Source organism: Oligoflexus sp., from assembly GCF_035638955.1.
Lineage (GTDB): Bacteria > Bdellovibrionota_B > Oligoflexia > Oligoflexales > Oligoflexaceae > Oligoflexus.
Genome location: NZ_DASQYZ010000060.1, coordinates 33,017 through 46,988 on the forward strand (window position 1 = coordinate 33,017; position 13,972 = coordinate 46,988).

Genomic DNA, 13,972 nt, shown 5'->3' on the forward strand with positions numbered 1-13,972 from the left:
ATGAAAAGTTTCTGGCGGATTTGATTGGCCTGTGCAAACATGCGACAGGGCTATGGTTGGACCCGTTCCTTTTTTTCAAGAGAATTCGTGTGACGATCAAACCTTCGATCAAAAAAAGTAAAATCATCATTCGACGCTGGCGGGAAGATGACATCGCCGGCCTCGTCCAGTGTCAAAAGTCGGTTTATCAGAGCGACTTCCCAACGGATTCGGCCCATGACCGCCGACTTTTTGAGCTGGAGTTTAAAAAATTTCCCGAGGGCCAGGTGTTGGCCGAAAGCAACGGCATGGTGGTCGGGTACGCTTGCGCCATCATTGTGCAGTTGGATGACAGCCAGCCTTACTATACCTATTCGGAAATTACGGGTGACAGCACCTTCAGTACGCACGACCCCAGCGGGGATACGCTCTATGGCGCTGACATAGCGGTGCATCCCGACTATCGCGGATCGGGCATTGCCGGCATGCTTTACAGCCAGCGCATGCGTATCATGAAGCGCTATAACCTGCGGCGGATGGTCGCCCATGGTCGGTTGCCGAACTATCACAAGTATGTGGGCCAGTTCACTCCTGAGCAGTATGTCGCCGAGGTCAAAGAGCGACGTATTCTGGATCCGGCGCTGATCGCCCATTATAAAGCAGGATACGTGGTGAAAGCGATTCTGTTCGATCAACTGGTCGATCGTTCCAGCATGAACTACACAACCTGGCTGGAAAAAATCAATCCGGAGTTTTCAGATACCAAGCGTCGGATTGCATCCACCCCTATCAAACGTCCTGTCAGGCGTATCCGCGTTTGCACCGCGCAATGTGAACTCAAGAACATTTCCAGCTGGGACGAATTCAAACGCAACGTCGTTTATTTCGTTAACACAGCGGCCTCGTACCACTGCCACTTCCTGCTGTTTCCCGAGCTCTTCACCTTGCAACTTCTGGGCTTGCTTGACAGCCAGGCGTCGATCCAAAACAATCTCAAAGAACTGGCCACGCTGATTCAGCGTTATAAGGATCTGTTTCAAGAACTCGCGCAGAGTCGGGGCCTCTATATCATTGCGGGTACGCATCCGGTACTCCGCAACGGCAAAGTTTTTAACACCGCTTTCCTCTTCACCCCAACGGGACGAGCGTATGAACAGGATAAACTGCATATTTCCCGTTCCGAACGCAGCACCTATGCCTTCAATCCTGGCGAAGCCATTCGAGTGTTTGATACGCCCATGGCTCGTATTGCGATCCTGGTGTCGTATGATATTGAGTTTCCTGAAGTCAGCCGCCTGTTGGTTAAATACGGTGCGGAAGTTCTCTTTGTTCCCTTTGCCACGGACGAACGCAAAGCCTACAGCCGCATACGATTCTGTGCTCACGCGCGCGCCGTTGAAAATTGTGTCTATGTGGTCATCGCCGGCAACGTCGGCAATCTCGCGCAGGCCGATAGTTTGATGATTAACTACGCCCAGTCAGCCATCATAACGCCGAGCGATTTTGCGTTTCCGACCAACTCGGTCGAGGCGGAAGCGGACGCCAATACTGAAACGGTGGCTATTGCTGAACTGGATATTTCGAATCTTCTGCTGCAGCGGGATATTGGAACCGTCAGGCCGCTGTTTGACCTGCGGGTGGATCTGTTCGAGACCCAATCCAAGGTTCCGATTGAGGTCATCCGTTGCGATTGATTGTTCAGCTCGGGTCAGTAGCCCAGTTCGCATTCATAACCGAATGTGCCGGTCGGTTTGAAATAGACTGAGGCCGTGAGGCCTTTTCTCACCTTATTGGGTTCCTGTTCGAGGGTCGGATAACGCCATCGCTTGTGAGCTTGCAGCGTCGCTCTGTCGAAAACATTCTCAGGTTCCGAGCGTTCAATGCGAGTATTCTCAGGACGACCTTCCGGGCTGACATCGAAGCGTACAGTCACCACACCGGATTGCCCTTTCTTAAGTGCCTCAAAAGGATAACGCGGTAGAACGGTTGCAATGGATTTGACCTTGGGTTTTGCAGGATCGTCCACCGTTCGGAGACGAGCACGTCTGGCAGCAATTTCTTTGGCCATTGACTCGGGAACGATGACGATCCGCGTGCCTCCATCTGCTGAATAGATAAAATCAACAAAGCACTGGCCGCTTTTTCCACTCATGAATTTCCAGCTGCGTATGGCTTCGTCGGAAAGCGCTTTGAAGTTTGGCGCCGAAAGATCCATAGGCTCAAACTGCGTAACCTGACCACTTTCATCAAAGTTGCATCGATAGAGATGGGTGATGCAACTGGTGGCAGTGATGGATGACCAGTCGTCGGCGGTGAATTCCGGGTACGCGGAAGTTTTGATGGAAAGGTCTGTCTCGCCTAACCTAAACAGATTGCGAGGTGGTGTCGCACAGGCTGTCGACATGGCAAAGACGCATAAGACTGTCATCAGGTGAAACCATCGCATTCCAAAACTCCCTTGAACTCAAGTTGCGGTCCTTCGCGTCATTCACGCTCAGGTCGGCTTACCTTAGGGAAATCAGGTCTGGCTTACGAGTGATTATGGTGGTGGTCCAGGGAATTTCGTTCTCCAAAGCTCGAGCCTTGGTACGACCGCATTTGCGCTATTCAGACATAGTGTGGGATTTTCAAGGATTACATTGGCACAGAAGAACCTGTGTCAAGGTTGGAACTGAAGGGCCGTCTGGGCGGATTTGAAGTGTTTTCGTCGTGCTGCATGTAGGCTGCTGGATCCACGATATCTTGAGACGGTTTAATTGTAAGTGGTACTGTTTGGGCGTGTTGAGTATGCGGTCGGCCTATACTGGTGAACCAGACTTCATAACTCTCATGACATGTTGGACAGGTATGGGTTTCCTCGAAACCGTTGCGATTCGAAGGACATGCCTGTCGTGGGATTACCCTGGCGGCCCATTCTTTACAGCAATTGTTCACGTCCGCGTGCCTCCTCCAGCGCAACTGGGCGATCCAGGCTTCTGCAAAAAGCAGTCCTCTTCCAACATCGCGTCAAAACGAAAGAATCGGAGTGTTTGGCCGTAGCAACAGCGGTTTTTTTGCTTCAGAAACTTACCTAGCTTTCTCATCATCCCCTGGCGGCATCAGCCTCGCCAAGGGATGCATGGCATCACCGAAACCATACCCGATGTATGGTGCTAAAGGCGGCGTTGTCGCTACCGTAGTCGCATTCCCAAACATTCAGTCCGGCATCGGCCGCTATGCTCCACATGACATCCGGGACAGCATCCACAATGCGGCCGAACGTATTGAATGTCAGAACTGAATTCAGCTGGTTGGTGTCCGCGCGATCGATCGCGCCTGGGATAGTTCCGGTATGTCCCGTCAGGGCCGTAAAGCTGGATCGAATGCCCAGGCAATTCCCTTGACCTGTTTTTGCAGCGCCTACGCAGGCAGCTTCAGCGGTTTTAAAATGAACGACGCGCGTGTTTTGCGACGAGCGACAGAAAAAGCGAAGTTCCCTGGCGCCGGCAAATTTAGCGAATAAAGCATTCCCAGCATGGCCCCAGAAAAGAGGCTTGGCGGACTCGTCGTCGCCTAGAATGTCACTGCCTAATAAAGGCAAAGACTGTGTGAGAACAGTAACAGGAGGCGTGGTGCCGGCGCGATGATTGTAGCTCAGCATCAAAGTCCATCCGCCGCCATCCGTTTGCATATCGCAGGATACATCGATAGCCTTACGGGTTTCGAGTGCAGCATCCAAAAAGATTTTATAAGGGCCACTTAAGGCATCGGGCTTGGCCTTTTTTATGGCCGCACAACTATCCGGAAAAAAAGCTGCCGGCGGAATCGGCGTTGGCGTTGGTGTTGGCGTCGCCACAACTTCCGGCTCCGCATTGGGAACCAGGACGCTGTCATAGACTTCGACTGGTGGAAGATTTTCACCTTCAGCATTCTCGGGAGCGACGGCAACCGCTTCACGCCCTTGCAACTCAGGCACGCTGTTTCCATTACGACAGGCGCTGAATGTTAAGGCTAGAATAGCGTTCAACGCCAATGCCACTTGATGCTTTTTCACCGTTTGAACCTCGGATTGGTTTTTTATTTTATCGGCTGGGGTGTGGCAAAACTTGACTTGTTTTTTGGAAATAATTGAGTGATTTTAATTACTTAAAAAGAGATGGTCAGACCCCTTGCGGGACCTGACCAGCCTTGACTTTGGGATGTAGGGTTCTTCTCACATGTTATACACAAAATACTGATCGGATGTTTTGTTATTATCCTGAGATCTTTTTAAATTGGTCAGCAGTGACCGCGAGTTATCGGCGTGAATTGCAATCATTTCGTACACAAAATTTTTCGGAGTTCGGGCAGCGGGCAGGGAAAAGCCCAGTCCTTATAGGAGCTGGGCCAACTCGGAAGAAAAAGGGCTATTATCTTACGTTGGCGTTGCGGGCCAATTCAATCGCGATGTCGCGCCACCAGTTCCCGGCAGCCGGACCGCCGTTGCAGGCGCCATCCGACTCACCAGGCCGTTTCCCCCAGATAAACGCCACCACGCCCTCGATGCCCGTATCAAACGTAGGGCGGGCCCCAAGCGCGCGATTACGAGGATTACACCATTCAGTGTTGCCGGCGGGATCAATCCCATTGCGGCTTGTATCCACAATAAAGCCCTTGTTTCCCACCTGACTTCTTACTTTCTGTCCATAAGCGACGTTTGCAGGCGTGGACTGATAGTTTGAAGTATTGAGGGCGAAACCATCCGCTTCAGCGATACCCACCTGTTTCAGAAGGCCGGCCGCTTCATCCGAACTCAACCAGGCGGAATGCCCTGCGTCGATGAAAACTTTAAGATTGGGCTTGCTCTTTAGGATGCCTATGGCGGATTTGATCAGACTGACTCGTTCACTGCGGAGCTCGGGGGTCAAACAGAGTTGACCATTATCTTTCTTTTGAACCAGCCCAGGAACGGCGTCGGGTTCGAGAATCACGATCGCTTTGCGGTTGCCGACCGCGTTGGCCACCTCGGTGATCCAAGGCAGATATTTGGCGGCATCAAGACCACCTGCGGAATGCAAACCGCAGTCCCGATAAGGAATCATATAGGCGACCAGGACGGGCCAGGCGTCCTGCTGTTGAGATATGTCGACGACGTTCCGAACAGCGTCGGCCACGTTCCCCGACCAGGCACCGAGCCAGACGGCAGCACCCTGCTTCGCAATATAGTCAATCAAAGGAGCATTGGGATCATTAGCGTTTCTCAAGGAGTTGGCGTCACTCGCCGCCTGGGAAGAGGGGTCCACATAGAAACGACTGTTTTTATCGAAAACGGATGAACCGCCAGTCGGCATCGTAGGTTTGATCACCACGTCGGCGTCTGGCTTTTTAGGAGGTTCTGTAGGTGTGATGGCTGGGGTGGTTGTGGAACAAATCTGAATGATGGGTTCATAGCTCGCGGTGTTAATCACATGGGTACGGGATTTTTCATCGGTAATGTCACGACCTGCTGGGTCTTTACCACCTGAACAGGATTCATAAACAACTTTTCCTGCGGCGTCCTGATAGCTCAGGAGAAAGCGATAGGTGCCATAACTCAGTTTGGTGGCGGTGTCTTCGAATCCTGACGCGGCTCCACTGCCTTTGCTGAAACTGAGGGTTTTATCAAAGCTGGTGGATTCCACCCCGGAGATTTTAAGCTCCAATTTCGCATAAACCGGTTTTTCACCATTGGGCAGGTTGGCTAACTCACCCACTCGCACTGTCGAAAGATTGGACGCTTCGGCTCGATCGTTGACACGATCGCGCGCACCACAGTTAATTAGAAATGCCGAGGACAGAAGGAGGGGAGGCAATAAAATCATTGATTTCACGGGGAACTCCACAGTGTGTGCCACAGAAAAAGAGCAGCAGGAGAAGGAACGGGTTCAAAACTTTCCTGAAGGAAAGCTTTGATAGTCCGTTTTAGCAATGTTTTGGCCGTGGGCATAAACCAGGATTGTCGGTGGGGGAGGGTGCGATCGGTGTTCCTAATGATCGAGGAAGGTCTGCAGGCCCGCTTTGGCGAGCTGATACTCGAGCAAGGCTTCGATGCGCCGTCGCTTGATATCATGAACCCGACGGATCGATTCGAGCACATCCGAGCTTTCACGAACACCGCGATTGAAGTCCGCATCGATTTTATTTTGCAGGGCCGAAGCTGATTCCCCATGCCTCGTCAGGGTCTCCAGGATAGGCGTCAGGGCGCGAATGTCGTGAAAATATTCATGGACCCGGGATTCTGCTTCCCGGATTTGATAAGCCCTCTGTAAGTCCAAGGCGGCCGCTTCCTGCAGTCGTGCGGCGGATTCCTTGCGCCTTTCCGAGCTTTCCTGGAGATCAAGGGTAACGCGTAATCCAAGGGCTGTTTCTCGTTCCGGCAACGGACCCGGGTTGGGCCGTTCCTTGACTTGAAAACCCGAGTAGCTGGCAAAAACATCGACCTCGGGACGCCACCATTCGTTTTTCAGCGACGACTCTTCACGAGTCGCGATAGCCTGGACTTCCAATTTTTTCAGTTCTGGAACGTCTTTCACGTGGGCGGAATCGGTGGTTTTCCCCGTATCAATGGTGGCGAGACTTTTTACAGAAACGGCCGTTTCTGGAGGTAAACCTAGAGCCAGTGCGAGTCGATCCTCCGTTTCATGCATCTCTTTTTCGAAAAACAAAAGGTCCCGTTCCAACTCCTGATCAAAGAGAATCCAATCCGTAACCAGGCTTTCCGCCAAAAGCCCTGCTTGAATCTTTTGAGTGAGAGCACGCTTTTTTTGGCGATTCTCGGCACGGGTTGTCTCGCTCAATTGCATCATCTGACGAATAGCCGCGAGCCGGATGTAATCAGCTCGCGCTTTCATGAGTTCCTGGCGGAAGAAGGCGTGGGCATCGAGCTTGCGAAGTGCGACCTGCGTGTCGATGGCCTTGTTTCGCCAGACATCACGACCGCTCCGGTAGACATTGGAAACGGCATCCACTTTCCAAAAAGGGGCTGTCTCACCTGTGCCGTCAGCCTCTTTCTGCCCACGCAGACCGGATTCAAACGCAAAGCGAGGAAGGAGGGAGCGATCCCAGGAATGAAGCCGCAAGCGGGCGGCTTCCGTGCTGCTGTCGGCGGCGTGGACTCCCTGATTGTATTGGCGAATAAGATTTGGCAAATCCTCGTAAGCCAGATTCCGGGTTGCGGCCCCGGCCGAACCCATGGGTCCCCAAACGAGAATGATGATCGATGCCCATGCCTTCATGGTGAAATTCCTTGCGTGCGGATTAGTCCAGATTATCGAATGCGGACAACAGTTCCTTGTCCTTATCCTTGAGCACAAAGTCCAGATTGAAAGGCTTGCCGATAGCCTCAGGCATCTGACCCGTGAAGGCCTTGCCATCATAAGTGACGTCAAATTCCTTGGTCTGCCACTTGCCTTTTTTCTTCGCTGCCATGCTTACTTTGCCTTTTTGATCCCAGGTGCTCGCATCGACGGGTTTGAATTCGCTGTCGTAGAGATAGAGCTGAACTTTGCCTTCAGGGGATCGGACCAACTCAGCTTTGTAAGCAAGTTTGGCTTTAGGGCCGAGCTTCGCTTCTTTTTTCTCGACCACGGCGGACACCAGCCCACCGAATTTGCCCGTATCCGAAAGTTTAGGACCGTGGCCTTCATCATGGGCTGATGCAGGAAAGCTGGTCATGAGAAGGGAGGCAGCTACCAGAAAAGCATTCATCTTCATACGAGTTCTCCTTGATTCGCCCGAGAGCGAAGATATTGCTCGGAAGCCTTTTTGCCGAAGAGGTAAAAGGCTGTCGGAGTTACGATCAGATCCAATAAGGTCGATGACACCAGGCCACCGACGATCACCACAGCGACGGGATGCAGGATTTCCTTGCCCGGCTCTCCTGCGGCCATAAGCAAGGGGATCAGAGCCAGGGCAGCTGTTGAAGCGGTCATTAAAACGGGAACGAGGCGCTCCAGAGTGCCACGCAGTATCATGGCCTTGCCAAAGGTTTCACCTTCCTCATGCATCAGATGAAGATAGTGACTGATCATGAGAATTCCATTGCGTGAGGCAATGCCGCACAGGGTTATAAAAGCAATAAGCGTGGCGACCGAAAGATTGCGTTCCGTCATGGCGATGGCCAGGATGCTGCCAATCAAAGCCAGCGGAATATTGAGCATGACCTGAAGGCTGAGCACCCAGGAACGGAAATGCAGATAAAGGACCAGGAAAATCCCAAGAACAGAGAGCATTCCCAGAATAGCAATCCGCTTCGACGCCTGCTGCTGGCTCTCGAATTGTCCGCCGAGTTGAATGAAATATCCAGCCGGTAATTTCAAACCTTCGGCCAGTCGAGTCTGTATGTCATCAACCGTGGAACCCAGATCGCGCCCTTGCGTGCCTGCAGAAACCACCAGACGTCTCTGCATGTTCTCGCGGTTGATCATATTAGGTCCGCTCCCCTGATAAACCTCGGCCACGTCCTTCAACCTTACGCCTTGTCCACTGGGCAGAACCTTGATCAAGGTCGAACCGATGGTCTCAGGGGTTGAGCGTGAGGCATCATCCAATCGTATAAAGATATCGTGGATGCGTTGACCTTCCAAAAACTGACCCGTGGTTTCCCCGTTCAAAGCGATTTCCAGATTTTCGGCGAGCGCTCCTGATTTGATTCCGAAACGGCCTGCTTCTTCGCGATCGATGGCTATTTTCAGTTGAGGTATGAGGACCAGCGGCTCCACCTGAAGGTCAACCACGCTTGGTGTTTTTTCCAGAAGGTCATAGATCTCACCACCCAGACGCCTGAGTTCACTCAGCTCCGGCCCAAAGATTTTGATGGCAATTTGCGCACGGACTCCCGACAGGAGATGGTCCAGTCGATGACTGATCGGTTGTCCAATGTTGACGTAAACGTCGCCCACGGCTTCAATCTTATCCCGAATATCTTTCAGAACTGCAGGGCGTGGTCGGCCTTCCTCCTTGAAATCCACATCGATTTCGCTCCAATGGACGCCTTCCGCATGCTCGTCCATTTCCGCGCGTCCTGTCCGTCGGACCGTGGAGCGGACCTCAGGAACAGAAAGGATCGCTTCCTCAATTTTAATGCCAAGCTGGTCCGAAGCGGTCAACGAAATGCCAGGAGCTGCGGCTACACCGATCGTAGCCGTCCCTTCATTGAAATCAGGCAGAAAATTTCGTCCCATTTTGGGCAGAAGACTGATGGCAAAGACCAGAAGACCTGACACGAGCACGAGCACCGCCCAGGGTTTGGGCATGGCAAAGTTCACGATGAACGTCGCGCCCCGTTTGAGTCCGCGGACAAAGAAACCGTCTCCTGCATGGGCCACAGCCTTGGAATGGGGCAGGAAGTACGAGCAGAGCACAGGCGTAATCGTCAGTGAAATAAGCAGGGAAGCCAGAATGGAAATAATATAGGCCGCTCCCAAGGGGACAAATAGACGGCCTTCGATGCCACCCAACGCAAAGAGGGGAAGAAACACAAGACATACAATGACGGTTGAGATCACGATGGAGTTGCGGACTTCAGATGAAGCCGTATAGATCACGCGCAAGGGATTCTGGGGAACGGTGGACAGGCGATTCTCCCGTAAGCGTCGAAACACGTTTTCAACATCGACAATGGCATCGTCGACTAGTTCCCCGATGGCGACGGCCAGACCGCCGAGCGTCATCGTATTTACGCTCATTCCCATCAGGTGAAAAACGATGGCTGACATGATCAATGACACGGGGATGGCGACCAGGGTGATGGCCGTGGTTCGCACATTCAAGAGGAACAGGAAGAGAATAATCGCCACCATGATGATGCCATCACGGAGGGCTTCTTTCACATTATCGATCGCGGTCTGGATAAAATGAGCCTGGCGAAACAGATTGCGCTCCAATTTCATCCCTTGAGGGATGGTGGAGGCCATTTCATTCAGCTTTTGATCGATAGCCTGGGTGAGATCCACAGTACTGGCATTCGGCTGCTTTTGAATGGTCAGGATTACGGAATGCTTGCCGTTGATGCTGCCTTCCCCGCGCTTCGGTTTGGGCCCGATCCTGACTTCAGCCACATCCCGAATGAAGACGGGCTGACCGAGGTGCATGCCGATCACGGATTTTTTAATATCATCCAAGGAGCCGACGCGGCCCAAGGGCCGGATTAAATACTCCTTGTCGCCAATATCGAGAAATCCTCCCGTCGTATTCTCGCTGATTTCCCGCATGGCGTTTTTGAATTCCTCGAGAGAAATGCCACGCTTCTGCAGAGCAGGGCCTGAAACCAGAATTTGATACTGCTTCACCTGTCCACCCATGACGATGACCTGGCTGATCCCAGGCACTGTCATAAGCTGTGGTCGCAAAGTCCAGTCAGCGTAGGAACGCAGATCCATGGGCGACGTGGACGCATCGGCCGCGGTCAAGCCTACGAACTGGATTTCTCCCATGATAGAGGTCATAGGTCCCATCACCGGGACTATCCCAGGAGGCAGCCGTCCCTGCAGAAGTTGCAGGCGTTCCGCAATCAACTGACGGTTCTGAAAAATATCAGTCCCCCAATCAAATTCCACGTAGGCAATCGCAATCCCAATGCCGCTCGAAGACCGAACCCGCAAGACGCCAGGTGACCCGTTAAGCACGGCTTCAATCGGCACCGTGACAAGCGATTCCACCTCTTCCGGGGCCAGCCCATGAGCTTCTGCCAGAACCGAAACAGTGGGTCGATTGAGATTGGGCAGGACGTCCACGGGCAGGCGCCGGGCGACCATCACTCCATAGACGCAAATAGCCAGGAGCATTCCCAGGATAGTCAGGCGATGATTCAGGGAATATCGAATAATAGCATTCAGCATCAACTTCTCCGGAAGTCGGAAAGCAACAGAATTTCCATGTTGTGTAGGATGACAGATTTTCAGGTAATGGGAGGTCGCAATAAGCCCTGGCATAGGACTGTGCAAACGAGCTCATGCACATTGAATTCCGGACGAGGCTGACTTTCAAAGGTGAAAGGTGCCGATAGCAAGGGTTTTGGATCGATTCCTAAATCGGAAAAAAGGCCCCAAAGGTCCCGGTCATGACTATGCGATGGCGGATGCTGCGGGTCATCATGATCGTGGGGATGTTCAGCATCAGCGGTCGCGTGGGCCTCTGCATGCTCGTGATCATGGTGCACGTGATCCGTTTGATGAAAGCTTTGAACATGGCTCCATGTTTTAAAAAAGCTCGTGGTCTGAAACGGAAGATTCAGGAGCAGCATGAGTATGTAGAAAAATACAGAGAAGCGCATGTTTCAACCAAAGGATGACGTTAGCATGAAGAAGATAGCGGAAATCTCGTGAATTTTCTATGTGCCAATTTGGTGGGAGTGCCGCCCCCGTCTTGGACTTCATTTGGTCAGGCAAGTTTGTTATGAAGGAGCTTTGTGAACGATCCATGAAAATAAGGCGGGATCATGTTTTCCAAGGCTGCCAGAGTCAAGGTTCGAGGCTTTCATCGATGGGCGGGTATCCTGATCGGCATTCAACTCTTGTTGTGGGTGGGGAGCGGAGTTTACTTTGCCTGGGTGCCGATCAAGGTCGTGAAGGATGAAGACCGCAAAGCCGACCTCACCTATGATCCTTTGCCTTTGGATCGTGTCGTATCGCCCCAATCGCTCCCTCTTCCTGCTTCGTTTGCCACCAAAAGCCTTAGGCTGGAACAGCTGCCTGCCGGCCTTATGTATCGGCTGGAATCAAGGGCGGGCGAAGTCGCTGTGTTCGATGCGCTCACCGGTCACACGAGCCCGCAGCTCCATGCGGACCGCGTCGCCGAGCTGGCCAGGATGCAAATACAAACTCAGGATCAACCGAACCGGGTTGAACTTCTCCAAAGAGCACCGGCCGATTATAAAGGGCCCGTTCCTGTTTATCAGGTTACGTTCGATGATTTCCGGCGGACCCGCCTCTACACGGATCCCTGGTCCGGCAAGGTCATGGTGCGCCGCAACGTATTTTGGCGAGTCTATGATTTCCTCTGGATGCTGCACATTATGGATTTTTCGGAGCGTGAAGATTTTAACAATCCCTTGTTGAAAGTTCTCAGTGTCCTGGCCTTGGTATTGCTCGCGAGCGGCTATTTCCTTTTCTTCTTCGGGCGTACCCCTCGCAAGAAATATGATGGGTCCCCATCTTCCAACTGAAGAATTTCAAAGGTCCAGCCCTGAGATTTTTACCTATGTCCCACTCACCGTAAATCCATCCCCTTTTTTCAAAGAGTTTGGAAAAAACGAGTTCAAATGAAGGGGGCAAATTCCTATAGTCAACCCACCAAAGCCGGAGTTTCAGTTCCTGGAGTTTTTATGAAGCATAAAGTGCATGATCATAATTTCCACGACGAGAGGCATCAGCATCAGACCTTCACGCCTCAGGTGATGGTCCCCGTTGCTGCCGCGTCAACACCGGGTCAGACCATTTGGGTGTGCCCGATGCATCCGGAAATTCGCCGCAACGCGCCCGGCCATTGCCCTATCTGTGGTATGTCCCTGGAAGCGTTTCTGCCCGATGTTCAGGATAATGCTGAGCTCAAGGGCATGTCGAGGCGTTTTGGGGTGGCCGCGGTGTTAACCATACCCCTGCTCTTCATTGCCATGGGCGATATGCTTCCCGGCGCTCCCATCTCGGCCTTATGGAGTGCCCAAGGGCGGGTTTTTCTAGAGTTGGCTTTAGCCACTCCCGTTTGTCTTTGGGCGGCCTGGCCTTTTTATCAACGCGGATGGGACTCGCTGGTTAAAAAGCGACTTAACATGTTTACGCTGATTGCCTTGGGTGTGAGCGTGGCTTACATCTATAGCCTTGTCGCCGCGCTTGCTCCTGATCTATTTCCGGCTTCCTTTCGAAGCCATGGCGGACAGGTTGCTGTTTATTTTGAAGCGGCCGCGGTCATTGTTACGTTAATTCTCCTGGGCCAGGTGCTCGAACTGAAAGCCAGAAGCCAGACCAGCTCTGCCATTCAAAAACTGCTGGGACTGGCCCCCAAACTTGCCCACGTCTTGGATGCTGAGGGCGTGGAAAAAGATGTTCCCTTGGAGCAGGTCCAGGTGGGCGATCGCTTGCGGGTGCGACCCGGTGAAAAAATCCCAGTCGATGGTGTCGTGCTGGAAGGCAAAAGTTCCGTTGATGAATCAATGATCACTGCGGCAAAGGTGTCCAGGGTACTGTCGATGGTCATAAGGTGGCCTTGGGCAGTCGGAGCCTCATGGATACGCTTGGATTATCCTTGGATGCGCTCTGGCCTCAAGCCGAGCGGCTTCGGTCAGAAGGACAAACAGTGATGTTTGTCGCCATGGATCGTCAGGTCTCGGGCCTCATCAGTGTTGCCGATCCCATCAAAGATACCGCCCTCCAGGCCATCCAGAACATCCAGAAACAAGGCGTGCGCGTGATCATGCTGAGTGGTGACAGTCGCACCACCGCTCAAGCTGTGGGCCGTAAACTGGCCGTTGACGATGTCGTGGCTGAAGTTTTGCCGGAACAAAAAGTACAATACGTGGCGCAGCTTCAAAGTAAAGGCCATATTGTGGCTATGGCTGGTGATGGCTTCAACGATGCTCCTGCTTTGGCCAAAGCCTACATTGGAATTGCGATGGGGACAGGCACCGATGTGGCGATGGAAAGTGCCGCCGTAACTTTGGTCAAGGGTGATCTGCTGGGTATCGTCAAGGCCAGGAAGCTCAGTCAGTCCACAATCAAAAACATTCAACAGAACCTGTTTTTCGCGTTCGCATACAACGCTGCGGGTGTGCCGATCGCGGCAGGCGTCCTCTATCCTTTTTTCCATGTACTGCTCAATCCCATGATCGCTGCGGCGGCCATGAGCTTGAGCTCGGTTTCGGTCATTGTCAACGCACTCCGTTTGAAAATGGAAAAAATCGCCTGATGGGTTCCCAAGTTGGCAATAAGTCTTAATTTTTTGACAACTTAACGCGCTGACTCAACCAACTCTTCCCAACGTCCGACAAAGACATACATCGAGT

9 protein-coding genes and 1 pseudogene are annotated in these 13,972 nt (G+C 52.5%); 4 read left to right on the top strand and 6 right to left on the bottom strand.

Annotated elements, in window-relative coordinates:
• Positions 1–89 precede the first annotated feature (89 nt).
• Positions 90–1,673: a bifunctional GNAT family N-acetyltransferase/carbon-nitrogen hydrolase family protein gene (locus VE954_RS06150; protein ID WP_324950726.1), complete on the top strand. Its 1,584-nt coding sequence runs from the start codon at positions 90–92 to the stop codon at positions 1,671–1,673.
• 14 nt (positions 1,674–1,687) lie between these two features.
• Here the strand turns inward: VE954_RS06150 and VE954_RS06155 are convergent, their stop codons facing one another.
• The 6 genes from VE954_RS06155 to VE954_RS06180 all read right to left on the bottom strand — a co-directional run bounded on the left by VE954_RS06155 (position 1,688) and on the right by VE954_RS06180 (position 10,814).
• Complete coding sequence (locus tag VE954_RS06155; RefSeq protein ID WP_324950729.1) at positions 1,688–2,425, bottom strand: energy transducer TonB; 738 nt, start codon at positions 2,423–2,425, stop codon at positions 1,688–1,690.
• Positions 2,426–3,103: 678 nt separating this feature from the next.
• Complete coding sequence (locus tag VE954_RS06160; protein WP_324950731.1) at positions 3,104–4,012, bottom strand: fibrinogen-like YCDxxxxGGGW domain-containing protein; 909 nt, start codon at positions 4,010–4,012, stop codon at positions 3,104–3,106.
• 355 nt (positions 4,013–4,367) lie between these two features.
• The gene (locus tag VE954_RS06165; RefSeq protein WP_324950815.1) at positions 4,368–5,798 is read right to left on the bottom strand and encodes a glycoside hydrolase family 6 protein; all 1,431 of its coding nucleotides are present in this window, start codon (positions 5,796–5,798) and stop codon (positions 4,368–4,370) included.
• Between the two features lie 165 nt (positions 5,799–5,963).
• Positions 5,964–7,211, bottom strand: coding sequence for a TolC family protein (locus VE954_RS06170; RefSeq protein ID WP_324950733.1), 1,248 nt, complete (start codon positions 7,209–7,211; stop codon positions 5,964–5,966).
• Positions 7,212–7,233: 22 nt separating this feature from the next.
• Positions 7,234–7,689: a hypothetical protein gene (locus tag VE954_RS06175; RefSeq protein WP_324950735.1), complete on the bottom strand. Its 456-nt coding sequence runs from the start codon at positions 7,687–7,689 to the stop codon at positions 7,234–7,236.
• On the bottom strand, positions 7,686–10,814 hold the full coding sequence (locus VE954_RS06180; RefSeq protein WP_324950737.1) for an efflux RND transporter permease subunit: 3,129 nt from the start codon (positions 10,812–10,814) through the stop codon (positions 7,686–7,688). Before VE954_RS06180 ends, VE954_RS06175 begins: the two co-directional genes overlap by 4 nt.
• 221 nt (positions 10,815–11,035) lie before the next feature.
• Here VE954_RS06180 and VE954_RS06185 point away from each other — a divergent pair, with 221 nt between their 5' ends.
• The 3 genes and pseudogenes from VE954_RS06185 (at position 11,036) to VE954_RS43725 (ending at position 13,875) form a co-directional block, all read left to right on the top strand.
• Positions 11,036–11,266 (top strand): hypothetical protein, encoded by a 231-nt coding sequence (locus VE954_RS06185; protein WP_324950740.1) that lies wholly within the window; start codon positions 11,036–11,038, stop codon positions 11,264–11,266.
• Between the two features lie 147 nt (positions 11,267–11,413).
• On the top strand, positions 11,414–12,139 hold the full coding sequence (locus VE954_RS06190; protein WP_324950742.1) for a PepSY domain-containing protein: 726 nt from the start codon (positions 11,414–11,416) through the stop codon (positions 12,137–12,139).
• Between the two features lie 231 nt (positions 12,140–12,370).
• Positions 12,371–13,875: pseudogene (locus VE954_RS43725) on the top strand (HAD-IC family P-type ATPase).
• The last annotated feature ends 97 nt before the right edge of the window (positions 13,876–13,972 follow it).